17 protein-coding genes are annotated in these 26,482 nt (G+C 63.8%); all 17 read right to left on the bottom strand.

Features of this window, described 5'->3' with window-relative positions; genetic code table 11:
• Positions 1-47: 47 nt before the first annotated feature.
• On the bottom strand, positions 48-2,186 hold the full coding sequence (gene dpdD, locus OKA11_RS16480; protein ID WP_267222262.1) for a protein DpdD: 2,139 nt from the start codon (positions 2,184-2,186) through the stop codon (positions 48-50).
• Positions 2,183-2,710 (bottom strand): phospholipase D-like domain-containing protein DpdK, encoded by a 528-nt coding sequence (gene dpdK, locus OKA11_RS16475; RefSeq protein WP_267222260.1) that lies wholly within the window; start codon positions 2,708-2,710, stop codon positions 2,183-2,185. The genes dpdD and dpdK overlap by 4 nt, the downstream gene beginning before the upstream one ends.
• On the bottom strand, positions 2,710-7,296 hold the full coding sequence (gene dpdJ, locus OKA11_RS16470) for a protein DpdJ (RefSeq protein ID WP_267222258.1): 4,587 nt from the start codon (positions 7,294-7,296) through the stop codon (positions 2,710-2,712). Before dpdJ ends, dpdK begins: the two co-directional genes overlap by 1 nt.
• Before the next feature lie 8 nt (positions 7,297-7,304).
• Positions 7,305-8,018, bottom strand: a complete 714-nt coding sequence (locus OKA11_RS16465; protein WP_267222256.1) for a hypothetical protein — start codon at positions 8,016-8,018, stop codon at positions 7,305-7,307.
• Entirely contained in the window at positions 8,008-11,049 is a 3,042-nt protein-coding gene (gene dpdH / locus OKA11_RS16460; protein WP_267222254.1) for a protein DpdH, read from the bottom strand. Before dpdH ends, OKA11_RS16465 begins: the two co-directional genes overlap by 11 nt.
• Positions 11,046-11,963, bottom strand: coding sequence for a protein DpdG (gene dpdG / locus OKA11_RS16455; protein ID WP_267222252.1), 918 nt, complete (start codon positions 11,961-11,963; stop codon positions 11,046-11,048). The genes dpdH and dpdG overlap by 4 nt, the downstream gene beginning before the upstream one ends.
• Positions 11,960-14,455, bottom strand: a complete 2,496-nt coding sequence (dpdF, locus tag OKA11_RS16450) for a protein DpdF (protein WP_267222251.1) — start codon at positions 14,453-14,455, stop codon at positions 11,960-11,962. The genes dpdG and dpdF overlap by 4 nt, the downstream gene beginning before the upstream one ends.
• Positions 14,448-17,582: a protein DpdE gene (gene dpdE, locus OKA11_RS16445; protein WP_267222250.1), complete on the bottom strand. Its 3,135-nt coding sequence runs from the start codon at positions 17,580-17,582 to the stop codon at positions 14,448-14,450. The genes dpdF and dpdE overlap by 8 nt, the downstream gene beginning before the upstream one ends.
• A 104-nt stretch (positions 17,583-17,686) precedes the next feature.
• A complete protein-coding gene (gene queC, locus OKA11_RS16440; RefSeq protein ID WP_011542913.1) occupies positions 17,687-18,397 on the bottom strand; it encodes a 7-cyano-7-deazaguanine synthase QueC in 711 nt (236 codons plus the stop codon).
• Positions 18,394-18,768, bottom strand: a complete 375-nt coding sequence (locus tag OKA11_RS16435) for a 6-pyruvoyl trahydropterin synthase family protein (RefSeq protein WP_267222246.1) — start codon at positions 18,766-18,768, stop codon at positions 18,394-18,396. The genes queC and OKA11_RS16435 overlap by 4 nt, the downstream gene beginning before the upstream one ends.
• A complete protein-coding gene (gene queE / locus OKA11_RS16430) occupies positions 18,768-19,400 on the bottom strand; it encodes a 7-carboxy-7-deazaguanine synthase (protein ID WP_267222244.1) in 633 nt (210 codons plus the stop codon). Before queE ends, OKA11_RS16435 begins: the two co-directional genes overlap by 1 nt.
• Positions 19,397-20,485, bottom strand: coding sequence for a DGQHR domain-containing protein DpdB (gene dbpB / locus OKA11_RS16425; protein ID WP_041383379.1), 1,089 nt, complete (start codon positions 20,483-20,485; stop codon positions 19,397-19,399). Before dbpB (OKA11_RS16425) ends, queE begins: the two co-directional genes overlap by 4 nt.
• Positions 20,448-21,779: a tRNA-guanine transglycosylase DpdA gene (gene dpdA, locus OKA11_RS16420; RefSeq protein ID WP_267222330.1), complete on the bottom strand. Its 1,332-nt coding sequence runs from the start codon at positions 21,777-21,779 to the stop codon at positions 20,448-20,450. The genes dbpB (OKA11_RS16425) and dpdA overlap by 38 nt, the downstream gene beginning before the upstream one ends.
• A complete protein-coding gene (dbpB, locus tag OKA11_RS16415; RefSeq protein ID WP_267222236.1) occupies positions 21,776-22,864 on the bottom strand; it encodes a DGQHR domain-containing protein DpdB in 1,089 nt (362 codons plus the stop codon). Before dbpB (OKA11_RS16415) ends, dpdA begins: the two co-directional genes overlap by 4 nt.
• Before the next feature lie 29 nt (positions 22,865-22,893).
• A complete protein-coding gene (locus OKA11_RS16410) occupies positions 22,894-23,817 on the bottom strand; it encodes a hypothetical protein (RefSeq protein ID WP_209045691.1) in 924 nt (307 codons plus the stop codon).
• 370 nt (positions 23,818-24,187) lie between these two features.
• A complete protein-coding gene (locus OKA11_RS16405) occupies positions 24,188-25,120 on the bottom strand; it encodes a DUF2493 domain-containing protein (protein ID WP_267222231.1) in 933 nt (310 codons plus the stop codon).
• 314 nt (positions 25,121-25,434) lie between these two features.
• Positions 25,435-26,481 (bottom strand): DUF7146 domain-containing protein, encoded by a 1,047-nt coding sequence (locus OKA11_RS16400; RefSeq protein ID WP_267222229.1) that lies wholly within the window; start codon positions 26,479-26,481, stop codon positions 25,435-25,437.
• Between the last annotated feature and the right edge of the window lies 1 nt (position 26,482).

The following is a 26,482-nucleotide window of genomic DNA, read 5'->3' as shown; positions in this document are numbered from 1 at the left end:
TCTGCCCAAAACCACAGTCGCTATACCTGACAAGTGGACTTAAATTGTCATGCCTTTTTCGATAAATGGGCCTCAATAGCTCGGACTATGCTCGAGAATCCCTTCCCTCGCGAATAGAGCAATGTTCGACTGCCGCGATGCTCACGGATGAAATCTGTGGCTGCGTGCTTTGCCGATAACCATGTCATCACGAAGAGATCGGAATTCTCCGCTAGTGCGCGCAGCCGAGGGCTACCACCGTGATCGGCATTTGTATCGACCGTGACGGATGGCGAGATCTCCTCCAGCACAGCCTTGGCTTGCCGGCTTGAGGATTCGGTCAGCGAATAGATGGCAATGCGCAAGCCAGCCAGGCGGCTTGCCAAGCCATCATCCGCGGGCTCGACATCGGTTACCGGTGTTCCCGGCGGCGACCAGCCGAGTTCGCTCGACAACAATCTGACCGCGATCTGCTGGATGCGGGTAAGGCGGCCATAGATTGGAACGATGCGGGCAAGAATGCGATGGAGGAACGTCTCGCGGGCACTCGCATCGGGTGTGGCGGCGTTCATGAAACTCTCAACAAGCCCCAGAACCCAATAGATCATATCGACGCCAAAGCCGTCACCGGCGATCTCGTCGATATCGGCGATCAGGTCGCGATAGGCCTTTTGGCCAAGGCCCGAGGCCAGAAGCCCTTCAACCAACACTTGGCTCGAATCGTAGATAGTTGCTCCGCGCGCACTCCCGAGCGCAAAGAGGGTCAATAACCCACCATAGACCGGCGACAGAGCAGCCCTTGGGAATTCGTCGTCTCTCTGCAGCCAGGCGACCAGATAGGGCAAGGCCTGGGTAGTGCGACCAGCGGCAAGCTCATCGCCTTGGACCTTTTCGAGTGCCGCGACGAGGGCACGCACCGCGACCGGATCACCCGTCGATGCGCCGATCTCCCACTCATCCTTGCCCCGCCGCGCAATATCGAGTGCGTTGGCGAAGGCTGGATCCCCGGCGCGATCAAGCCAGGCGATCCAGGATGTCGGCGGCGCGATATTCGCCAGCTCATCGGTCGCCTGCACGATCGGTCGGAACGGCATCGTCTCACGCAGCAACGCCAGTTCATCAGGACTGAGCCGCGCCATCGCTGCCATTGCGTCAGCAAGGAGGTCTATGCTGTCGACCGCATCAGCTTGTACCAGCGCTTCACGCGCGGCATCGATCGGGGCAGCAACCTCGACCCCTTGAGGCGCGAGCGGCGCTTGCGCCGGCAACAGGTCTGCGATCCAGCCCAGGTCCTGCGCCCGGTCGGCAAGGATGGCGAACAGGTCTTGGCGATCGGGATCTGAGAGTGTTTCCAGACCGAGGAGGCGCCATCCGCCTATCCGCAACCCTGCCGGTGCAGCGGCGATACTCATCGACTGGACAAAGGACTGGACCGAGCTCTCGAACGCAGCACGCGTTTCGGCCACATTCACGGCGTCGAAAGGTCCCGCAATATGGGTTTGATACAGTGCTTCCAGGAGGATCGCGGTGATCGCAGGCGTCCTGCGGGCGACGCAGAGGCTCGGGAATTCGGGGAGGTCAACGATTGCCGCCCAGTCCTCAAAGACGGCGAGCAGCTGGACTTCGAGAAATTTGACGTTGAGTGCGTCGAGACGGAGTTCGCTGCGGAGGCGGTCAAGAATGCCGGTGGCCGCATCGCGGCCCCCGACATTGAGATAATCCTGGAACCGCGCCAGCAGCCAAGAGGTCGGGACTGGGGCCGAGCGCTGCAATTCGGGCGCGCACGCAAGCGTGTCGCGCGCGCGCAGGACAGCGCGCAAGGCCGCAACGCGCGCGCGATCGTCGGCCGGCAAGCGCATGATCGCGGTGACAGCGGGCGCGGCAAGTTGGAGGCGGGCGCCGATCGGATCGATAGCGGCGAACGGCTCTGGCACGCCGTCGAACCCGGTAAGCGTCGGTCCGGCGAACGCCAGCAGGACGGGCTTGAGCCGCCGCCAGTCGGACATGGTCGGCACGGCAACATCGATCTGCATCGATCCGGCACTGTCAATTACAGGAACGAGCGCACCGGGAAATGTCTCGGAGATCACCGATTGGGTCACATCCGCGCATAATGCGGCAATTTCATTGCTCGCGCTCGCGCATGGCTGGAGCGCGACGAGATCTGCCAGCACGGCCCGCGCCGCATCGAAGTTCGGGCCGATCATGCCATCTGGCCTTCCCAGCGCGATTCAAGCTCGATCGATTGCTCGGCGACCGCCGCCGGGTCGGTCCGCAGTACGAGATGTTCGCCGTTAATCGAAATGCCATTGTGCGTGAGATTCATCGAACCGCTCAAGAAGTAGTCGGCACCGAGCAGGCCCTTGGCGTGGAAACTCTTCTCCACGGTCCATTTGATCTGATCGCCGTAGCGCGCCTTGAGCGTCTGAAGGCGAGCGATGAAATAGTCATTGTGGCCGTCGGCGCGGATCACCAGCCGAAGTTCGACGCCGCGGGCGAGTAAAGCGCGGAGCACTTGCGACAAGCGGATCGGCGCCGCCGGCCAATCCGGCTCGAGCGCTGCGAACTCGCGCGCAGAATTGTCGATGATCTCGACATCGCTGATCCAGGCGAAGAACAGCCACAGCTTCGGGCTGGGATGGATGAGTTCGGCGACGAACAGGCTTTGAAAAAGGTCGCGGACTGCCCGCGACTGTGTCGGGCCATGGAGATCGCGTGACGGATAGCGCATCAGACCTGCTCCCTCAGGGTCAGCGTCGCGAGGATTCTGCCATCAGCGCGTTCGACCCGCTCGATGGCGGGGTAGAACTGCAGCACACCGACGCTGACAGGGGTCGCCGAGAGGCGAACGAGGACGGCGCGGAACAGCCGGGCTTCGCCCGCATCGGCAACGAGCCGTGCCGTACCCTGAGCTTCAAACGCGGTTGCTAGCAGGGCCTCCCAATCGGGATCGCTGACGGCGATCGTCGCGACCGCCCGGCTGAGCAGCAGATTGCGGACAACAGCGGGGTCGGTCGAACGCGTCTGGCGGAACGGATGGTAGGACTGCAGAACGCGCTGGCGCACTTCATTCGCGCGCGGCCAGATCAAGCTCGTGATTGCCGACAGGACCGTTACATGCGCGATGGCGGCCGCCGGCAGTGTCGCCGCGAGGAACGCTCGAACAGCGCTCGAAAGAGTGGCGTCGCGGCTCGCAATATAGGCATATTCGCGCAAGCCGATGGCAATGCCGAATCGGTCCTGCGTCGCATCCCAGTGCGTTTGCAGGTCGAGCAGCAACCGATCGAGTTGGGGACCCGAGCCGGCGCGCAGCAGGCGGTTGTTGAGCGAAACCGAGAGCGCATGGCTCAGATCGATTCCACCGCGCTGCGCGAGCGTGTGCGAGAGCGTCCGCCACAGGATCGCGCGCTCACCGTGCGAGTTCGTCGCACGCAGTCGCATAACCTGTTCGCTGACCTCGGCATCGTCGATGGCGAGGGTCAGGATCTCACGCAAGCTGCCATCGACCAACTCCAAGTCGCTGGGCGCAAGCGCCGCGTTGAGCGCCGAGAAGAACAGGCGCGGCTCGGAGGCAAAACGGTCGGCAAAGGCTTCGAGGACACCAGCGCCGCCAAGTGTCGTCTCGCTGATCCAGACGCTTGCGACATCGGACGTCGCGTCATCGCGGATATCGACGAGCAGGGTGTCAATGGTGGCCTGTCGCGGTGCTGCGGCGATACACGCTTGGAGCATCGCCTCGCCGAGCGTTTCGAGGATCAGGCGACGAAGCCAGGCGCTGAACATCGCGGGATCGACCGCGACCAGTTGCGCGGCAAGCGCGCGCAACCGGTCCCGGACGACCGGACGGCCGAGTTGCTGGAGCAGCGCCTGCTGCAAGCGCCCTCCACCGCCTGCCGCACCGGCGCCAGAAGATCCGCCAGCGGGATACCCGCCATTACCATCGGCATCATCGTCGGCATCGCCATCTCGCGTATCGTCGCTGTCGGGCGGCGTCGGCGGCATCGTGCCGAACACATCGTCCATGACAGCACCGAACACGCTTTCGATCCGGTCGTCGTCAAGAAGGTCGGCGATCGTCTCGGCAAGCGGCCGATTGTTGGTCGCAGCATCGGCAAGCAATGCCGACAACAGGAACTGGACCAACCATTCGCGCTGAAACTGGTTTAGGTCGTCGGGCAGTTCCGGGTCCAGCCGGATCAGGTCGCGAACATAGGCGAGTTTGCTTGCGGCGAAGACATCGGGCGGCAAGCGATCACCGTTCAGCATGTCGGCATGCGGCAAGGCGAGATCGAGCCGGAATCCGTCGACCTCAAGTTCGAAGCCGACCGCGGCGGGTCGATCGTCATTGCTGGTGAAGGTCAGCGTGACGGGAAAATCGTCCTGTAACGTTCGGACATTCGCCCGCGCCGTCCCGGCGAAGCGCCGGACACTGACACTCGAGCGGAACCGGTGCAGATGGAAGTCGATGGCGCGGACATGGTGGCGCCATTCCGACCGCGTCGGGACCGGCACGCCGAGGGCATCGCCATTGGCGACGATGTCAGATTGCCAGACGAGTTGGGCGTTGCTGCTCGGCAGCGCCTCGGTGCGGGCGGCACGTTCGAGGCGCACGGTCCATGGTCGGAAGACCAGGAGCGGCGCTCCGCCGACATGATCATTGAGGCTGCCGGTAAAGCTGCCGACGAACTCATGTTCGGGCGCGTAGTCGCTGATCCGGCGATCCTGCTCGGGAAACGCTGGATCGACCGGAATCCAGTGCGACAGTGCGCCGCGCTCATGTGCGAAGCGGCGGGTCACGCGTCCCGGTACGAATTGATTCAGCGCCTGGAGGATCGGCATCTGTTCGACTCGTTCCTCGTGATTGACCGTCGCGGGCGGGATGATGACCCGCACTTCCGGCAAGCTCAGGTCGCTGAACAGGTTGCGCGGGACGAAATCGGGCAGCGGATGGTGATCGACCTGCAGATCAAGCGTCGCGCCGGCATTTGGGATCGCGAGTTGCCAGCCACGGAACAGCCGCCGGACCAACGTCGGCACCGCCTCGAGCAGAAGCGAGCGCGGCGCTTCCCAGAGCAATGTTTCGGCCGCCGGTCGGTCGATCCCGAGCGCTCCCATCAGATAGCTGCGCAGATCGTCGATGGTGGCGGCGTCGCCTTGCACCAACTGGGTCAGCTTAGCGCGGGTGCGATCGAGAACGGCACGCTCGGCGGGGCTCGCCTGCGGCAGCGGGCGGCTGAGGAGGTTCCACTGCCAGGCCTTCTCATAGCCCACGGTGGTCGCTGCCAGCCAATCGAACAACGCGAAGACAGCCTGAATCTTCATCACATACGGATTGCGGATCGGGAGATATTGCGGCTCGAGCGAGGGATCGAACAGATGCTCGAACGCTTGGTAGAAAGCGCGGTCGCGGCCATAGTCCGACAGGACAGTGAGCGTGATCGGGCGCATCGCGCGATCGCGGCCGGCGCGTCCCTTGCGCTGCAGGAACGACGCCATGCTGCGCGGCGCCTTGTGCTGGATGACCGCGCCGACGAGCGGGTCGTTGAACCCGACCTCAAGCGCAGCAGTCGCAACCACGATATTGGCCGATTGATTGACTCCGGCGTCCTGTGAGGTGGTCCGCCCGACGACCAGGCGGCGATCGAGCGGATGGCCGATGTCCTCGCAGATCCGCCAGCGCTGGCCCTCGACATCGCGAACCGCGGCATCGGGACCGGCCCGGCGGATGTTCGCAAGGGGCATCCGCGCCGCATCGGGTCGACCGAAAATCGTGAATGCCTCGGCGTCGCGCAGATCGTCGTAGAGGCGATTGGTGACGTCGAGGTCATCGGTGAAAAGAAAGGCGCGCCGGCCAAAGGTGCCTGACACGTTGGTCGCGCCGGGCGGATCGAGCAGCCGGGGCAGCAGCATCGAGGTCTGGATCGTCGTCGAGAGCAGCGACGCGCGCGACGCCGGGTCGCCACGTAGCAGGATTTGATATTCGGCGCCCTGTTCCTCGAACTCTTCGAGCGTCGGCGTGATCTCGACCACGTCGTCCAAGGCCGCGCCGGTCAGATCAGAAAAGAAGCGCGCCGCATCGCCTAGCGTGGCGGAGAGACCGACCCAGGAGATCGGTGCCGCCAGCAAATGCCGCCATCGCCGGAGCGTCAGCGCGGCCTGCGCGCCGGTTCCACCCTCATAGGTGTGCACTTCGTCGAGCAGGGCCAGCAATGGCTTGCGCCCGAGCGGGAGACCGACGCCGAACAGACCGCGCATCCAGTGATCGGACAGGCGCTGGTTCAGAATCTCGGTCGTGGTGAACAGGATGTCGGGCGGAATGCGCTGCAACCGGGTCCGGGTCAGCACGATCTGGTCGTCGCCGATCATTTGGCCGCAGGCGGGTTGAACACAGGCCAGCCGCTCGGTGGTCGCGGCGATATCAACGCCGCGCCAGACGAGCTCGTCGTCGCAGCGCGGACAGCGCATCCAGGGGCAGACAAAGTCCTCGCCGCGCCGAACCCAACTCTTATCGATCAGTTCCTGCCGGGTCGCACGGGTCGGTGTCTTGCCGAACAAGGCACCGATGATCAGCGGCCGGCGCCCGTGCGCGGCAAGCGTCTGATCAATCGTCCGCGCCATGCGAAACGCTTCGGCAAACTGGTCCTTGAGCAGCTCAATTCGCGGGTAGATCGCGATCGCTTTGACCCAATGATCGGCATCGATCGCTTCACCAATGCGGATCATTCCGGGCAGGTAGAAGGCGATGGTCTTGCCACTGCCGGTGCCAGCGGTGACGATTGTGCCGCCATCGTCCGTCGCGGCCGACAGACGCAGCGCCGCGCGCTCCTGAAAGCCGGCAAGCTTCATTCCGTCGCGCGAGGTCAGCGTCCGCCAGAGGTCCTCACGCAGTTGTGACCCGCCCAGCACTGATGCATGCTCGGCGAGGATATCGGCGGGCAAACGCCGTCGCTCGGGAAAGCGTCGCGGCCGGCAATCCACCCGAAAGTCGGCGACGAGCGACGGCGCACCCTGCCAGGGCTTGTTGGGGAAGAGTTGCCGGTTGGCAGCCAGCAGCCGCATCATCTCGGCAAAGCGCGACCGGATACGGACGTCGCCGCCGACGCTCGCCATCTCAAAGATTAGCTTGGCATCGATCAGTTCCTCGACGAGATCCTGCCCGTCAGTGCCACTTACTCCTGCCGCCGCGCAGACCAGATCGCCGAGATCGAAGGCTTCATCCTCGCTCAGAGCGCCATCGGTGAACCCCCATTCGAGGGAGCGCATCTCAATGGCTTCAATGCGGTCGAGCACCGCGAGGGCATGGTTAGACACAGGCATGATTGCGCCTACCTCAGCTTGATGCGGAACGCGCCGAGCAAGTTGCGGCTTTCGAGCCACGTCTGCACTTCGGACGTATAAGCGCTTAAAAGGGCCTCGCTATTGGCTGCGGCGCGAATGAAGGCGACGACGCCTGATGGGATATCGGACGCCGCAAGAGTGTTCCATGCCGCCTCGTGCTGGCTGACGAGCGTGTCGAGACTGGCGATCGCCGCCTTGGGGTCAGCAGGCAGGCTGGCACCAAAGGTCGCTACCTCGCTTCGGATCTGCCGTATCTTGGCGACGCTCACCCGAAATTGCGGCACCTGGCCGAGCGCACTCAAGACGTCATCGGCGCCAAAGGCGGCACGCTTATCGACATAGGTTTTCCACGCAGCACTCGCCGCCTTATGCCCCGCGCTGGCGATACTGTTGAGACGGTCAGTAAAGGCGTGCTTGATGTCGAACGGCGGGTCGTTGACCTTTGCTGGATCCTCCTTGATCGCTTCGCGCAACGTGCGTGCCTTGGCGGCATAGCCGAGGCCGTCGCTTGGCTGAAAATCGACCCGAACACCGGCATCCGCAAGGGCGGTCAGCGTCTCGCGAAGCCTCGCCATAAGCAGCGAAGCGGTCTCGAACTGCTTCGCGCGCGTACCGAACTGTTCGGCTTCGGCGGCGCTATTCTTGAGCTTCTGGTAGGTGTTGATCTTGGTTGCGAGCGTGGCGGCGCGGTCAAGCAGCATCGGCTTGCTCCCCGTCAATCGTCGCCATCGCGATCAAATCGGCTTCGATCGCGGTAAGCGCTGTATCGATCTGATTGAGACTGGCCGCCACTGCGCCGTGCTTGGCGTCGAGACTCTGGCTGGTCGCTCCGATATTGTCGTCAACGGTATCGAGAAAGGCCTGCGCCGCGGCGACTAGAGCGGTCCCCGCATCGACCGCGCCGCGCCGGCCTCGACCAAAATGAGGAAGCGCGGCAACCGCATCGCCTTCGCTGCCAAGTGCCCGTGCGGCTGCCATCGAGTCATCGAAATATACGGTCCTGAAGCGGTCGAGCGCGTCGGTCAAAACGCGTCCCGTGGTGCTGGTGCCGATACCGGCCTCAGCCACGGCCTGCTGCGCTGCATCGAGCGCCGTTACGATAGATGCGCGCGTAGCAGTCGCGCCGAACGCGTCTTGCATCGCATTGAGCCAGGATTTGCGGACCGCCATCTCGGAGTTCGCTGCCGTGGGGAGCGCGTCCCTCGTCTCACGATAGAGTTTGGCGGGCTCTTGTGTCTCACCATCGGGGGGCTGAAGACGCAACTGCCATTTGGCCTGACGAAATTCACGGATGGGCCCGAGGATACGGCCTGGATTGAGCATTGCACCGGCTCGGCCGCCCTTCATGCTCGACATTTGGGATTGCGCGATTCCCACCAGCTTTTCGCGTTGTCTTGTCAGCTTGTCGTACAGCGCCTTCATCTCGGGTGCCGTGCTCGCGCACTCGCTTGCCCATTGTGCGCTGAACGCTGCGTCGATCATGTCGGCGATCTTCGCGTCGGGCTTGATCTTGCCGCCGATCGCCGCGCCGATGCAGAGGAGTTCGACCGCCGCCGCCGCCTGGTTCCACTGCGGCGTAGGCTGGCAGATGTCGCGCAATTGCGCCTCGACATCCTTCGCCCAGATCTCCACGCAATCGAGGAAGGCGCCGAGCATCTTTTCGCCGTTGGGGAACTCCCATCGGAACTGATCCTTGCTGGCGCGCAACACCCCCTGGAGGGCCGCTGCCGCCGTTTCGGGCTGCACAAGAGTACCCGGGATAACGAGCTTGACCTGCAGGTCGGTGCGCACCTGCGTCGTTTGGCGATCGAAGCTGATGCTCGCTGTTTGGAACGCCTTACCGGTTCGACCGACGAAACTCGCCTTGGCCAGCCCGACCATGTCCCAATCTATGGCATTGGAGACGGCCGAATAGACCAGCAATCTGAGATTGTTTGCAATGGATTGGTCCAGCCCCTGCCCGCCGATCCATTGCTCGATAAGCAGGTCTTCCTTGCTGGCAACGTTACGCTGCGGCGCTTCAAGCGTCGGCGTATCGGCCGTTGGCTGGTTCGGCTTCGCCGCGTCGGCGCCCGGAATCTCGGGAACCTCGAACGCTGCGCGAAGGCGCTCGTCGAGATTGGCGATCGTGCCGGTGCCATCATAGAGTTCGAGAAAGGATGCCCAGCGCTGGTAATTCTGCGGATTGCGATTGCGCAGTTCGGCTTGAGCGACGGCAGGGAGGGCCGTGATGCCGCCGAGCTTCTCGAGAAGCTTGAACGGCGGAAATGTGCCGGTCGCGATTTCGGGGCCGAAATTGTCGAGCACCTCGACGAGCAGGTCGTTCTGAAGGACGCGAGGGTTGAGCCGTTCCGGCATCGAAGCATCGGCACGCGACGCGGCGTTCCACAAGGCGTCGGGGGTAAATGGATAGAGGCCATAGCCGTCGACCTCACCGAATACGGCGTGGCATTCGGTCTGATGGATGCACATGTCGCACTTGGAGCGCGGGCTTTCGCCAGGTGCCGCGGCGTCGCTCCACTGGGTGATGCCGTCCCGGCCAAGCCGTACGGCGTTGAGATAGCGCGCGGTGAACTGGCTGAGCGAAGCCTTAGTGACCGACCGACCCTCGGCCCGGCCAGCGGACCGATCCATATCGACTATATGGGTCGTACGCATATAGGCAGTCTCGGCCACGCTCTGGAAAAAGCCCGTGGTGACCGCGATCGCTGTTCGCATCTTGCACTGGCGCTCGTCGCCCTGTGAAGTGATTGCCTGCAGTAGCGCGCGGTCGATGCCTTGAAGGCGCGCGAATTCCTCCACGAGAAGGACGAGTTCCTGGCCCTGCGACTTGAGGTAGGTGCGCAAACGGGTCATCAGTTCCTCGACCCGGTCTCCAGAGAAACTCAAGGTTCGCGCTACGGCGCGATCAAGATTGCGGTTGATGATCCGGATCGCGAGCGGAAGGTGTACTGCGGGGTCGAGTTCGATGAGGTCGATGGCGTCTCGTGCAAGGCGCGAGGCATGTGCGAAGTCCATGCCGCCAAGCGGCAAGTCACTCTCGACGAAGACGCGGCGTTGATCGGGACGATCCTTCGCGTTGGACGGCGCAAAGATGTGGTCGACGATTTCGGCGATGACGGTGTTGTCGCCGAGGAAATGCGCTTTGCGCATATGCGGATCTTGGAACAGATCGGGCAGGCTGCTCGCAAGCCCCTCCTCGATCTCGTCGGCGTCCGTCGGCAGGACCTCCTCGCGGATCACCTGCGCGAGATCGTTGAGCAATTGCTGCTTCTGGTCTGCCCGGCTTTGCGTTCCATCGCCCGCCGATTGCAGCGTTTCGAGGAAACTCGCCTGCTGCTCGGCGGGCAATTCGGCGATGATCATCTTGACGATGTTGCGCAGCGACGTGCCCGACTTGCGCACCACCAGGACGACCCTCTCCCTGGTCGGCTTGATGTTGAGCCGCATCCAGTGAACGAGATGCGACTTACCCGAGCCCGTTTCGCCGAGGATGGCCGCCAGTGCATGCGGTCGGTCCTCACGCAGAAAATCCGCGAGAAAGGCCGGCGGCGTCATGTCCGCCCACGAGGCCTCGCCGATCTCTTGGAACGACTTGCCGACCTGCGGGCTGACCTTGAGGTCCCAGTCGCTGTGCACCGCGCGGAAAAGGCTATCGCTGATATGCTCGGCGAATGGATTGATCACCTGGCGGACGGCACCGGGATCCCAGCAGAGAAAATTGCGCATCATGCCGCCTCTCGCAGCGCGATACGGCTCACGCGACCTTCGCGCGAGCCGAAATCGAGAATACGGCCGGGTGCGTCGGCGACGGTCGCCATAGTCAGACGCTGGCGGTCGGCAAGCCGCTGCAGCGCAAGACTGGTGGTGATCGAGAGACGCTTGTCGCCGTCCGCCAGCGGGGTGAGCCGCATGGCTTCATAGTCCTGGCGAACACTGCCGGTCTCAAAGACCGGAAAGATCGCTGCCAACCGCATCATGAATTGCTCGATCGGTAGGTCGTTGCCCTCGGAGAAGATGGCGGGGAGCGCGCTTTCGATTGCCTTAACCGGATCGGGGATCACCCGGCGCGAGGTGACGTCCTCGGCATCGCTGCCACCGCCGACGATGGTGGCGAAGCCGAGATAACGCGCCCAATACAGGAAGTTCTGATAGCGATTGAGCGAGGTCAATTCGGTCTTCGACGCGTGATCCCCGATCTGCGCTTTTAGATTGTTTTGCGGCGCCTCGGAGAAATTCATCGGCCGCAGCGGGCTAGAACTCAGAAACCAGGACAGGGCGACCATGAAGCCGGCCTGCTGTGTTTCGGCTGCGCGCGTCGGATCGAACAAGGTGCGCCGCAGGAAAGCCAAGAAGAACGTCTCGCTGCCCTTGCCTTTTTTGCCGCCGCCGCGTGCGTCGGCGGTCAGACGCAACTTGTCTTCAACCTCTTCGACCAGACCGATGCGCCGTGCTTCGGCAAGCGTGTTGCTGAACAACGTCGTGGTCGACTCGCCATCATCATCGCCGCCGCGTCCACTGAGTGACGGCGGAGTGGCCCAGGCCTCGATCCGGTCTTTGACTTCACCATTTTCGCTGTCGAACAAGGCGGCATAGATCGCGAACAATCGACTCGGAACAGCTTGGGCAGTTGTAACTATACTCATTGGGCTACTCTTGCATTAAACTCGTCGAGCGTCAGCGTCCGACCGCCAAATACATCTTTCAATCTGCGTCCATCTGGGGCGGGCTGATCAATTGGGGCCAGGAAGATCCGAGGATTATCAGGCCGCGGCGCGAGGTTCTGCGGCTCGAGTGTTTGCCGGTCGCCGACCATGACAAGTTCGGGGCCACGCGGAAGGCGCGATAAGGCAAGCGAGGACAGGTCGCTGACGAAGAATGCCAACTTTTCCGCAAACTTGAGAACCCGGCCCATGTCGAACGGCTGCGGGCCGAGTGTGATCAACTTGGCGAGACGGGCCTGCGCTAGGCGCTGCAGCGTGTCACCAAGCCGGCGCGACGCGTTGCGTGCGAGGTCACCGGGATCATAGCTGACCAAAAGCCGGAGATCGCGGTCGAAAAGATTGGCGACCAGCGGATCGAGCGGCTCGGTCCATGGGCCGCGCGGTTCGCCAACTGCTACGCTGTTGAGGCGGCAAGCCTCGTCAGATCGGCACCGGCTGCAGCGGCTGCACGTCCGTCCGACCCGGTTCGCACCGTACAAATCTTCAAGGATCGCGGCCGGACAGCGATCGTTGCGCAGATATTCGCGCATAAGGTCGAGATTGCGCTTGGCGGCAAGCCAGCCGACCCGGCGCACGGGTTCGACGCGCGACTGCCATAGCGCTAGGTCGAGATGATGATCGTCGATGATCTCGATCTCGAGCCAGTCGCCCTCCTGTTCGATCCGCGGATAGGGTGTGCCGAGCAGTCGCAGAATGCCGGCACGCGCCATCAGGGCGACCGTGCGCAAGTTCCAGTCGGTATTGGCATCGCCGAACATGTCGATGTCGCGTTCATCGGTGCCGGGTCGGCCGTCGATCCGCACGGCGAAGCGTCCGTTCCCAAGGCTGGCCTTTCGCGCGAACATCGCAGACCAGCGATGGTAGCCGCGATCAATGCTGATGACTTGCTGGGCGTTAATGCGCTCGGCGATCCCCATGTCGTTGTCTGTCGGCACAATCAGCGAAAGCGCAGCCTTGCCGTCGCGCCCGCCGCGCCCGACCTCTTGGTAGAAGCGATCGAGCGTCTCTGGAACGCAGGCGTGGATCACGCTGCGAGCATGCCCGTAATCGATGCCAAGCCCGAACGCGGAAGTTCCGACGACGATATCGAGTGCGCCGTCGCGCCACTGTCCGACAATCTCCTCTCGCTCGGCGCGCCCGGTCTTGCCGTGGAGCTTGCGAACCCGGCGGAACCCCGCGTCGATCAGCTGCGCATACCAAGCGTTGGCGGCCGCAACCTCGGTGACATAAAGCACCGCCGGCCGAGGCACGTGGTGAAGCGCCTCCAGGACCTGGGCAGTTCGGCTGGCCTCGTTGGTCGATGGCGCAATCCAATAGTCCGGTTCGGGCCGCAATTGCACCGCCGCCAGGCTTTCAAAATTGCTTTCGGCGCCGAACAGAGAGCGCAAGGTTTCGAGTGAGGAGTCGGTGAGTGTCGCCGACAACATGATGGTGCGCAGCGCTTGGCCGGGCGGTGCGGCCGACAGCAGTTCGCGCCGCAAGCCGCTCAATTCCTGGAACTCGGTCCGAAAGCCCGTTCCCCATTGGTCGACGAGATGGGCTTCGTCGATCACCAGCGCGCGCAACAGACCTGCCTCGGCCGCGCGCCGCAACGGGTCGCGCAGACGGCCGCATGCGGCTTCAGGCGACGCGAAGCACAGGCCTTGGGTGCCGTCGGCGATCCGTTCGGCGATAATATTGTTCTGAGCGTCGTTGCCACCCTGGAAAGCGAGCGGGCGCGACAGGCCGCAGACATCGACCGCTTCCTGTTCGTGATTGACCCCGAGCGCGACGGTAGGGACGATCACCAGGGTTACGCCGCGGTTTTCCGCTTGGTCCGCGCCGACGAAGCCGACCGTCTGGACCAGCTGGAAGATCATGCTCTTGCCCTCGCCGGTAGGCAGAGCAACGACGAGGCTTGCGCCGGCGGGGGTCGAGAGCGCGGCACGTACGGCAGCGCGCTGTCCGCGGCTGCGATAGGAGGTTCGACCGACAGCGGCGAGCAATGGATCGCCCTCGCAACCCGCCCTGTTAAACTCACGGCGGGTTGCCTCGGACGCAGCAAGGGTTTCGACGCCGTCGCCGGGAGCCACGAGCCATGCCGGCTTCCAGGGCTGGAGCGTCACCAGTCGCGCTTCGCCAGCGGAAGTGTTGTGTAGCCCGACCGCATCCCAATTGGTGAACCCGTCGAAGCGTGGGTGCGACACCAGGACAGCGGGGGACACCATGGCGCCGCGCCGGACATGCTCATAGGTCATGGCTTGGCGGAGCAACACGGCTAGATCGAGTGCGCTCGCCCGGCGTGCCGGGTCGACCAGCGCTTTGCGCAAACGCTCGACCGCGGGTGACCGGGCTTGCCAGTCCGCCTCGCTATCAGTGCGGATGAGCAATTGGCTCAGGGCGACAAAGGCGTCATGGCCATCGAGGTCAACCATGAGCGGACCTCGTGAGCGCCCCACCCAGGATGAAACATCCCATGGCGTCGAGCCGGATGGCGGGTGATGCGATGCTGGGCAGGATTGACTCGATCAGAGCGATATCCTCGCGTGCCATCGAGTCGCCGGCCGATTGGCGGCGCTGGAGCCGGTTTCGGCGCCGCTGTAGATCGCTTGCCGCCAGTGTCGTCGCCGCGGTGATCGCATCGAGCACGGCGGGCTGCTCAGACAAGGTTTGCCGCGCGCCGTTCCGCACGCGACGGCACACTGCCGGAAACACAGCGGGGTCAATATAGTCGGCGAGGATATGCGGCCGGCTTCCGAGATTGATGTCGGCGCTCAGGCCTTTGCCATGCCCGTTATACGGCTTGGACAGGATGGCGAGCAGCGCAGGATCGATGACCATCTCACCATTGATGTCGATGAACAGGGTCTGCTCGCTTTGCGCAAAATAGCGCTGCGCGCGGCGTAACGCGGCAAGTTCGGCGCGCGACGGCGCGAGCAGGTCGGCGATGTCGAGACTGGGCTCGATCGTGAAGCAGAGCTTGAATCCGATCCAGGCGTCGCCAAGCCAGTCCGCGACCGGCCGATAAGTGACGAACGCGGTTCCGCGATCGTCCCAGCGCGTGAAGCGCGCCAGCACGTCGATGAGCGGCGTACCCGGGCGCAGCAAGGTCACGGCGGTCCGGCGTGTCGCGATCCGGCGCTTCCAGCTCAGCGGCTGGCTGTCGTCGAGTTCCAATTGCTGTTGCCACGGCAAGCGCGGGATCAAGGTCTGCTTGGTTATACCGAGCTTGAACGGATCTTCCTCGGGCCAGGCGTAGGGCCGCTTCTTGAGTTGCAGTGTGTCGATCAGCCATTGATCGACGCCAGCCTCGAGCGCCGCCTCATCAGCTTCGGCGTCATCCAGAGCCTGGATGAATGTTTCGACCGGTTCCTCTGCAAGCGCGATCCGGTCGAGGGCATATTGTTCGTCCTGAGACTTTCGTTCGTCGGCGATCTGGCCTTTGATCTCCTCGGCCAGCGCGATTAGCGCATTGGGCCCGGTCATCAGCAGGGTGTCGAGCGCGCGGGTCTCGAAATCATCCAGCAGGAATTGCACATCGCTGATCGAGCGGTGGAAAATCGACAGGCCGTCGGCGAGCAAGGCCTGCCAGGCTGCAAAGGGGCTTTCGTCTTCGTCCGAAGGCAAGAGGATCCGGTGACGGATGATCCCCTGTCGCCGGCCATAGCGGTCGAGGCGGCCGATGCGCTGCTCGATCCGGGCAGCGCTCAGCGGCAGGTCGAGATGCACGATCGCATCGGAGAAGCTGAGATTGAGACCTTCTTCGGCCGTCTGGTCGCCGATGAGAACCGCGGCATCGGGCGCTTGCGCGAACGCCGCGACGCCGTCCTCCTTGTCATCGCCCGCGTCACCTCCCGAGACGAGTAGAAAGCACGGTGTGTCGCCGAGCGCCTCCTCCAGCGCTCGATGGAACGCGGTTGCCAGCGCCTCAGCCGTCGCGAACACAACGATCTTGGGCTGATCGACGTCGGCCCGCAGCGTCTTGATCAGCCTCCGCACGCTTTCGACCATCGTTTCGATGCGGTCGGCATCGTCGTAGTCCTGGGCTTGCTCGCGCAGCGCGTCGAGGATTTCCGCCTCGCCGGCGAAGATCGGCATGACACCAGCCAGCCAGGCGCGAAGAGCGTCGGCGCCTTCGGACACCGCGCCGAGAAGATTGCGGTAGCGCGCGGCGAGAAGCGGCACCCCCGGATCGCCATCGACTAGCGAGTCGACCGCAGCCGACCGCCAGTCTTCAAGCGTGCCAAGCAGCACCGCCAGGTTGTCGCTCGGATCGCCTTCGATGCGCACATGGGTCATGGCGCCGCCATCAGGTCCGCGTGGTCGAAACTCCCATCCCTGGGCATCGGCGCGACGCGAGCGGATCAGACGCTGGTGGATGCGATAGCTGTCGGCGATATGCTCCTTGAGCGCGCCGCATAGGTCGACGAGTCGTTCGGGTGCCTCTCGCGTTGCCTCAATCAACTGCGGTGCCAACTCTTGGACTACAGGATCGTCGGGAAAGCTACGGACTAGTTCAGCGCCGCGCTGGCGCAGCACAATGCCCGATGCGTCCGGGTCGAGACTAAGGAGCAAGCGGCCGATCGCCCGGCGCTGTTCGAGCTTCAGGCGAAAACCGTCAAGATCGTCGAGCGGATGGGTCAGCGGATCGAGCAAATTGAGCAGTGCCAGGAACCGAGCCTCCTCGCCAAGCGGCGGCGTTGCGGACAGCAGCAACAACACCGGCACGTCTCGGGCGAGCTCGCGCAACCGAGCCGCCGATGCTGAAAGCGGGCCGTCCTCGAGTCCAACCAGATGATGCGCTTCGTCGACCACCAGAACATCGGGTGTTCGCGCGACCCGCTCGATTTCGGCATGCGAGCAACATTCGAAGGGCTCGCCGAACTGGTCGAGGCGGAGCTTTTCGGAAAGTTCGCGCCGCCACTGCTCGCACAGTGCCGACGGGGTCGCGATCAGTACCTCGGTGTCGGGATTGTCGATCAGATGCTGGCGGATGATCAACCCGGCCTCGATTGTCTTGCCCAGCCCGACCTCGTCGGCGAGGAGATAGCGCTGGATCGGATCACTGAGCACGCGGCGCACCGCTGCGACTTGGTGCGGCACGAAGTCGATCCCGGCCGAGAGCAGCGACGTCAGACCTTGAGCCGCACTGGTCAGCGATCGCAGCGGCGTCAGCGCGGCTTGCCGGCGGTCGTGCAGATACTGGCTTTCGGCGGCGCCGGCCGCGAGCATTTCGGCCGGATCCTCGGGCGCATTCCACGGCCGGACGAATAGGTCGATCTCGCTGAAGTCTTTTTGCTTCCCGTTGGGGAAGCGGACCTCATAAGTGACAAGGCCATTTTCCTGCTGGAGATAGTCGCTGATGCGACCGACCCGCATACGCCCGTCGTCGAGAACATAGGCCCGGGTCTGCGGGCTCAAATAGGCGCGGACGACCGCGCTTACCTCGCACTCGATATCTTCGCTGCGCTGGATCGAGTGGAAGATCGAGACGACGCAGCGGCCCTCGGCCGCAGATTGCAGCTTCCCGACGCCCTTTTGCCCGGGCAATTCGACGAGCATCCCCCTGAACAGACCCGTATCCCTCGATGGGCGATTCCCCACAATCGCACCGTTAGGGCCATCTTACTGACAGAGGGTTGAGAACCAACCAAAAACGGCAAGCGCTACTCGTCCAAACTGCTCCGATGTTCTTGCCAGCCCTTCATGCGCAATTCGCAAGCCGGACAGGTGCCACAGCCGTAGCCCCAGTCCTGCAAGCGATCGTGGTCGCCACGATAGCAAGTATGAGTGCCGGTGCGGATGAGGTCGACCAGTTTCTCGCCACCCAGTATTTTTGCCAGACCCCAGGTCTGCGCCTTATCGAGCCACATCAACGGCGTGTGGACGACCGAGCGGCTGCCAATACCGAGGTTGAGCGTGACTTGGAGCGATTTGAGCGTATCGTCGCGGCAATCGGGATAGCCCGAATAGTCGGTCTCGCACATGCCGCCGACGAGATGCCGCAGTTCGCGGCGTGAGGCGAGCGCAGCGGCGAGCGTAAAGAACAACAGATTGCGACCGGGCACGAAGGTGTTGGGCAAGCCATCGGCGCGCAACGCGATCTCGGCATCGCGGGTGAGCGCGGTCTCGCTGACCTGGCCCAGCACCGAGAGGTCGAGCTTGTGATCCGGCCCGAGCCGCGCGGCCCATGCCGGATTCAATTCAACAATGCGCGCACGAAAATCGTCGCGGCATTCGAGTTCGACGCGGTGACGCTGGCCATAGTCGAACCCGACGGTCTCGACGGTCTCGAACCGGTCCAATGCCCAGGCAAGACAAGTGGCGCTGTCCTGCCCACCAGAGAAAAGGACGAGCGCGCCAGCGTCGCCGGTCATGCCGCGACTTCCTCGCCCCAATAGGTGCAGGCGTCGCCGCTGCTGTCGCGGTAGACGCTGACCTTGAACAGATTGTTGAGTTCGGGCGAGAGCCGGTTCCAGATCCAGCGGCTGAGATTTTCCATCGTGGCGGGGCCGAGGTCGTTGATCTCGTCGAGGAAGCGATGATCGAGCGCATCGCGGGCATCTTCCATCGAGCGCTCGAGCAGGCCGAGATCGACGATCATCCCAGTCGCGGGATCGGGCCGCCCGCGCACGGTCACCTCGGCACGGTAGCTGTGGCCGTGGATGCGGCGGCTCGATTCGGTATCGATCGACCGTTCCAGCGTGTGGGCGGCATCGAAACGAAATTGCTTGCTGAGCTCAAACATCAGCGGATCCCGATCATCTTGTGCGACTGGAGCGAGAGGCGCCAGCGCGGGTTCTGGGTGCAATAGGTGATCGCAGCCTCGAGATTGGCGGCGGCGGTCGGCGAATCCATCGGCTGCAGGAAAAAGTGCTCGAAGGCGAGATGCTCGAACCGCTCGGGCGCCGCCTTCTCCTGCGGGTAGACAAGCTTGAGTTCATTACCTGCAAGTAGCACCAGTTCGGCATCGGCCTTGGGGCTGACGCAGATCCAGTCGAGCCCCCGCGGCGCGGGTTGTGTGCCATTGGTCTCTATAGCGATTTCGAAACCGCGCGTGTGCAACGCGTCGACCAGGTCCTGGTCGACCTGGAGCAGCGGCTCGCCGCCGGTCAGCACGACGTAGCGATCGGCCCGAGCGCCAGCCCATTCGGACTCGATCGCGTCGGCTAGGGCTTGGTCGTCGGCGAAGCGCCCGCCGCCTCTCCCGTCCATGCCGACAAAGTCGGTATCGCAGAACGTGCAGACCGATGTTGCGCGGTCGCCCTCGCGTCCTGACCATAGATTGCATCCGGCGAACCGGCAGAACACCGCCGCACGCCCCATCTGGGCGCCTTCACCCTGCAGCGTCTTGAAGATCTCCTTGACCGCGTAGCTCATGATCTATCGGCCGTGGGCTCAAGCAGCGGCGCCGGCGCCCGCTTGGCCTTCTTGCGCAGGTCCGCCTTCACGATGCCCACCAGATAATGTTTGAGCAGCGCGACATCGCGGTTGACGTTCTGCAAGCCATTCCACCGCCGGACCTCGCCATCCATATGCCACTCGCCAGCGGTCCAGGCGGTCTTGTCCTTAAGGCATTCCATCCCGGTTCTGAAATCCTCGACCGTCCGCGCCTCCCCGCGCTCGGCGAGCACTTCCATGACGTCGCCCATGGCCTGGATGCCGGCGCCGTGCAGCAGCCGAGAGGTATTTGGCTTCTGGCCGTGCCACGCCTCGGGCCAGACCTTCTTCACTGCGTCGAAGAAATTGGACATCAGCCGCACACAGCGTTCCTCGCCCTTCGCACCCCGGATCAGCTCGCGCATCACCCCGTTGCTGAGCGACTCCATGATGATCTTCTGCATCACCGTGTCGGCGATGATGCCCTCGGGACAGGTATGCTGCTTGATATAGCCCTTGAGCGCGGTGTTCTCGAAGTTGAGCCGCGCCGTCAGATCGGAGGCGACCGACCGCCGGCTGAGCCGCGGTGGCAGATCGCCGACGGTCGGCAGCAGCTCGTAGATCAGCGACTTGGGCAGCGGCTTGGTATTGTTGATGAGCACGAATTGGCGGCGGAGTTCCGCCTCGTCGCGACAGATCAGCGCCGAGACGAAGACCTGGAAGTCGCGGTCGAGATCGGCAAGCGCCGACAAACGCTGCTGGCCGTCCACCACCAATCCGGGAACGCTGCTGCTCATGTCAATCGCCAACTGCACGGCGCCATTCCCGAGGTCCTCAACGCTGACGCGATCGGTAAAGGCGACGACGATCGGGTTGGGCAACACTGCGTCGGGCTTCTCGAGATAGTCGCGGATCTCGCGGATATGGGCGGCGACTTGCGGCCGCTGGAACCCGCTGAGCTCGCCCTGGGCGTCTCGGCCGATCCGGTCGATAGCCGCAAAGCGCAGCACGTCCGCGGCTTTTGCCGCGAAGCTGAGCACTTTGTGCTCACTGCTCTGCTGCGCACAGACGGCGAGGTAGGTCATCACTTGGTTCAACGGCACGCTTCAAATCCAGTCGTTCGATATGATCTTGGTAGACCGCGAGATTGTGAATCCCGCGGCGCTTGTTGCGATTGCTTCCGCGAAAGATGATCACATCGATCGCGGCATCCCGGCAGATTTTGCAGGAACATTGCTTCCATGGCCGCTCGGCAAGCGTCGTACGATAGCGCTCGGCCAGGCGCGCCAGCGACGGGCTCGCGGCGCAGTCCTCGTAAGGCTTTTCCTCGACCAAAGGCGCACTGTAGACGAGCACGTGATGCAGCGTCTCTTCGAGCCCGGCTTCATCCCGGTCGAACGCGCGCAATGAGCCCAGCGCCAACGCCTCGAGCCGGACCAGTTCCTCGGCCCGGAACATACCCTTCTTGACCGCGCGCTGGAGCTTGGGGTTTTCGATCGCCTGCGGCACCCGGATCGAGGTGAAGTAGCGCAGCGCCAACCTGTCGCCCGGCAGATAATAGTTCTGCTTCGCGTCCTTGAACGCGCGAATGAGGGGCGACGTCGTGTCGAAGCTTGAAATGTCGTAGCCGTGGAAGCTGTCGATATCGTCGGCCTTGGCAAAGCCGAGGATGTGGAGGCGTGTCGATGCGGGCACCGTGTCGCGGATCGCTTCCAAACATAACTTGATCTCGGGCGACTTGAGCGGAACCATGCCGCCGAGTGCCAGGTAGTCATAGCCCATGGCGACCAGCCGACGCGCCGCCTCGGCCATGCTGCCGGGCGACCAGCCCTGGATCACGCCCATCGGGGTGAAGCCCGCGTCCATCACTTTGGCCTCGCGCAGGAATCCCTCGGCGTTCTCTAGCGTGATGTCGAAGCGCTGTCGGGCGTCGGTCGACCCGCCAGCCAGCCCCGCGAGGCCGGCGTCGAAATCGAAGATGATATGGTCGACCGAGGCGCCATGGGTGAAGCCGCATTCGTCGTAGAATTCGGCCATTTCCACCGGAGTGTACGGCGGCTTCTCATCCTGCACATAAGTGAAGGCGCCGCAATCGCCGAAAATGTCGAGATGCGCGAACTCGGGCTTGTCGAGGCGCAGAAACTTGCGGGCCCCAACCAGGCGGAAGCGGCGCGCCTGGCTGGCCGTATATTTGCCCTTCACGCGGTGGTCGCCGACGATGCCGCGCGAGACCAGCACCCCGTCATAGGGCGCATAGCCGAGGATCTCGTGCGGATAGGCGTCGTCCCAATATGGCTGGCGCTCGGCGCGGCTGCGATCGGCGATGAAGTCGAATGCAGGATCCACATAATCGAGGCTGTCAGCGAAGATGAACTTCATGCTGCCGCCCGCGCGAGATCGCGCTCGATGTGCACCAGATGATCGCTGAGCTTGGTGATGTGCTGCGAGGTCGACTGGATTTCGTTCCAGGCAAGGCCGAGGCCCTCCCATGTGCCGGCGGTCCAGCAGCACAAGGGCGCGATGCGCTTGAGCATCGTGCGCACCGCCGCCACCTTGTCCGGCGCCGCATCGGCGCGCAGCATGATCGTATCCATCAACGCGCCCATCGCGCGGATGCCGGCGGAGTGCATCAGTCGGCTGTCGGCCGGTGGCTTGCCCCAGGCCTCTGGAAAGGTGTCGCGGACCGCCGACCAGTAGAGGAGAAGCGCATCGTACATGGCGACCGTGTCGTTGCCGTCACCATTATGCTTGAATTGGCCGAGCGCCCCGGCTGGGGTCTTGAGGCTCGCCTTCATCGTTTCAATGAGCGCATTGTCGGTGACGATGCCGGCACGGTCCTTCGCATCGGACTCGCGCTTGATCAGGCCGAAGAAGGGCGAATTCGGATCGGTGTTGAGCGCTTCGCACAGCGCGCTCGGCAACTGGCGTGCCGCCAGATCGCGCGGCAGCAACACGCTCACCTCGGGCAGCAGTTCGTTGATCAGCCGGGTCGGCAGCGGCCGCGCCTTGTTGACAAGGATGAACTGCTCGCGCTGCGTCTCGAGCGCATCCGACACGAACCCGACCACCGGTACGGCGATCGTTCGGTCCTTGGCGGCGCTCAGCGCCAGCGAGCGCTGCTGCCCATCGACGATCCAGGCGGCGCGCCGGCCCTCGGGATAGATCGGTATCGACAGCGTGCCCGCATCCCCCACTTCGCACATATTGCCCGGCGAGCGGCCACGCGCCGAGGCGAACTCCACTTCGGGCGAGATGGCAAGGATGATCGCATTGGGAAACAGCACCGGGCCGCTGTCGAGAAAGGCCGTGATCTCCTTAACGTGATCGCGGATCTCGCGGCGTTGGAAGCCCTTAAGCTCCTGATCGTCGCGGCGGATCCGGCTGATATCCGCCACCCGGTTGATATCGGCGCCATAGAGGAAGAACGCAAAGACACTGGTTCCGCCGGCCTGCTCGGCGCGCACCGCGCGGACCTTGAGAGTTTCGCGTCCGCTCATGCGCGCTCACTCCGCACCTGGCGGGCCAATTCCGCGAACCGGCCCTGCTCGCACGCGATCCCGAGATCGTCGCGGAAGCGGCGCAGCAGCCGCGAGGAACTGCCGCGCTCGGCATCCCAATGCGCCCGGATCAGATCAAGCAGCGCTGCGTCATCATGGCGGATGCGGTCCACCTTGGCCGGCATCCGCCAACCGTCCAGCGTCGCCGACACCTCCGCGGCGTGCTCGGCCGCCGAACGTCCTTGCGGCTCGCCGCGCGTCAGTTCTGCGAAATGGCGAAGCGCCCGGCCGGCAAAATCGCTGCGCGTGCCGCGATTGCAGCTGTCCGGACCATCGAGCCGGTCGTCATAGGGCATGACGAAGGGCTGTAGTGCGGCAGGAACGCGATCGAGGCGCGCGCGGGTAAAGAGCCTGAGCCGACCGAGCATCGATGTTGGAAGGGCGAGAAGATCCTCCGCGATCATCTCGATATAGGCGTCTGACAGCGCCGCGCAGATCAGCCCGTGCGCGCCCTCGACCGCATCATGTAGCGCGACCGCAAATGGAGAAACCTTGCACAGCGCCTCCCACCAGCGCTCGACGCTGAACGCGCCGGTTACGCGCGAGCGGACGCTGTCCGGGGCGTCGACGAGCACGGTGCAGGCATAGGGCGGAACCGCTGTCGAAACGTCGATCAGGCCAAGACCCGCGGAGACGACCAGCAGTCTTGCGTCGAGTAATTCCGCCGCGGTGACGGCTTCGCGAAAGCCGCGACCGCCGTAAATGTCTTCCCCGGGGAACCGCGTCGGCTCAGCCGCCAGGCGTTGCGACCATTGACGGGCCAGACCATCGAAGTCGGCTGGCGGGAGGGCGGCCATGTGAAGAGCGTCGGAAACCGGCTTGCGCTTGCGATTCGTACAGGTGGTGATCACGAGCGTCACTAATTATAGGCCCCCTATCCGCATTAGCGCATGCATTAATCCATAACGATGGATCGCACGTTTTGCCACATTTAATGCACGAAATCGTATCGAACGTTTTGCCAGTAAATGCGCGCTCCAGCGCCACGCACCGCGATACATAGCGCGCCGCGCGCCTCACATGATCGGCTAACCGCTGTTCGCGCTGCCGACGCTTAATGCGCGTTTCGGAAAGCGCGAACTGGCGACCCGAAATGGCACCGTTGGGTCGCCGGAGCCCGTGCCAAAGGTGGCGAAATGCGCTGGGATAGCGGGGCCTCTACGCTCAGTTCCATGCTGCGGATCGATGCTTGCCGGCTTTTCTATCCTGTGGGCCGCAATCGAGAAGGATTTAATCGCGTCTTCGATTGCGAAAGTCCCAGACGCGGATGCCCATCTTGCGAGCCTTGTCGGCGAGATTGTCCTGGATGCCGGTGCCCGGAAACACGATGACACCCTGCGGCATCTTCTCCAGCATGGCATCGTTGCGCTTGAACGGTGCGGCCTTCTTGTGCCGGTTCCAGTCGGGCCGGTAGGGATCCTGCGGCACACCCCGGTCGCGTGCCCAGCAGGCAGCGATGCGTTCGGCGCCGGTCGGAGTCGCGCCGTGCATCAGGATCAGGTTCGTAAGCTGGGCATGGACCTTGTCCAGCACGGCGTAGATGCGCTGGTGATCGTTGCAGTCGGCACCGCCGGTAAACGCGATGCGTACGCCATCGGGATCGAACACCCGTTGCTTCTCCCAAGCGCGCTTGTCGAGCGCCTTGCGGCTGTCGAGCACAGCAGAGGTCAGCGCCTTGTGGTTCACCACTGCGCCCGAACGCGGCAGCCAGGGCTTGCGGATATGGATGCGGAACTGGTCGGCGGCGGCATCACGGAAGAATTCCATGGTGTCGCGGCGTTCGATCAGGGTGATGCCTTCGGCGATCTTGCGCTCCAGCTCGACCGACTTCACCTCGCTGCCGTCCTGCTCGCGCTGAAGCCGCTTCTGCGCTTGCTCATTGTCGTCGAGTTCGCGCTCGATCCGCTCGCCGGCGCGGTGGAAGACGTTGACGATGCCCCAGGCCAGATCCTCAAGGTCAGGCTCGATCCGCGTGTCGATGAGGCTGGAAACCAGCGCGTCGAACATCTCGGCGACGGCGCCGCCGGCGATGCGGTCGTCCGGCAAGGGGCGATGGTCGGGTTCGTCCTCGAAGGGACGGTAGCCGTAGAGCTGCATTTCCTGAAGCAGGTAGGCGGTAGAGCCGGGCTGCGCTTCGCGATCGTCGTCCTGGTCGGTCGCCATCGAAAATCTCCGTCATCTGACAGCCGCGCCTCTCGCAGCCTTCGTGGCGACGGCAGGCGGCGGACGGAGCGGGACAGAACCGCGCCGCTTGGGGCGCGGCCGGAGCGAAGCGGAGGATGGCGGGCGGGCGGCTATTTTGCTTCGCGATGCAAAGAACCGAAGGTTCGGCGGAAAATAGCCGCCCTTCCGCCATTGCCGTCCCGATCCGTTTGCCGCAGTCGCCCTCTACCGAAGGCACGAGCGCGCGGCGTCTCGAAGATGCCGGTGATGATGGTGATCACCCGCGACCAGAGACGTTCCCCGCAGTCCAGCCCTTACCCCTGCATCAGGAAGCGCTCCGCATCCTCCGTCCGGAGTTGATCCCGCAGCCTCGCAATGAGCCGCTCCCGCCCGAAGGTGGTAAGATCGTCGTTGAAATCCCCAAGCCTGGGTTCGAGCGGCACCACCTCGATCCCCGCCGGGATCGCCCGCTCGGTGAGCGTCTTCAACGCCCCCGCACCAGCAGGATCGTCATCGCGTGCGACATAGAGCCGGCGCAGCATGGCCGGGAACAGAATGGCAGCGAGATGCGCGGCCGAGAGCCCCGCAATCGCGGGCATCATGGGCATGACCTGTCGCAGCGACAGCATGGTCTCGATGCCTTCGCCCGCCATCATGACGGGGCCACTTGACCCGAACCGGACGCCGTGTCCAAGCAGATGGCCCATGGCGCGGCGCGGATAGGCGACCGGAGCCTTGTCCGAGCCTCCCGGTTTCAGCCAGGTCCGATGAACTCCGGTGACGCTGCCGTCGAGATCGGTGACCGCCGAGATCATCGCCGGCCATGCCGGACGCGTATTGGGTGCATCATCCTTCGACGGGCGATACCAGCAGTTACCGTGAAAGCGCAGCGCCTCGCAGCCGGTGAGATCGGTGATCTGCCGGGACGCGAGATAGGCCGCCACCGAGGTGCCCGCGACCGGCTTCGATGCCGCCCAGAGTCGCCGCGCTGCTTCCGGTGTGCCGGTGGGCCCCTTGTTGCGTCGAACCGGCCTGTCCTCGGACGGCGGCGGGATTGGCAGACTCAGGAAATACCGGGCTTCGTCCAGCGTCTCGCGCATTGTCCGGCAATTCCGCGCGATGGCGATGATGTCGAGCAGATCGCCATGGTCGCCGCTCTGTGCATCGGTCCATTTGCCAGCCTGGCCGCGCCCATCGGGGGATGCGGCCAGACGGACATAGAGGCTTCGCCCCGGCGTGTTGTGAACGTCGCCGACCAGCCAGTAGCGGCCTTCCCGGTGGCCGTTGGACAGGTAGCGGCGACAGACGCCTTCCGCATTCTCTGCGAGACGTTCGGCAATAATGGTTGCGGGGCTCTGCATT

Source organism: Novosphingobium clariflavum, from assembly GCF_026420865.1.
In the GTDB taxonomy this organism is placed as follows: domain Bacteria; phylum Pseudomonadota; class Alphaproteobacteria; order Sphingomonadales; family Sphingomonadaceae; genus Novosphingobium; species Novosphingobium clariflavum.
The sequence above is the reverse complement of the archived record's forward strand: the minus strand, read 5'-3'. Positions and strand labels throughout refer to the sequence as shown.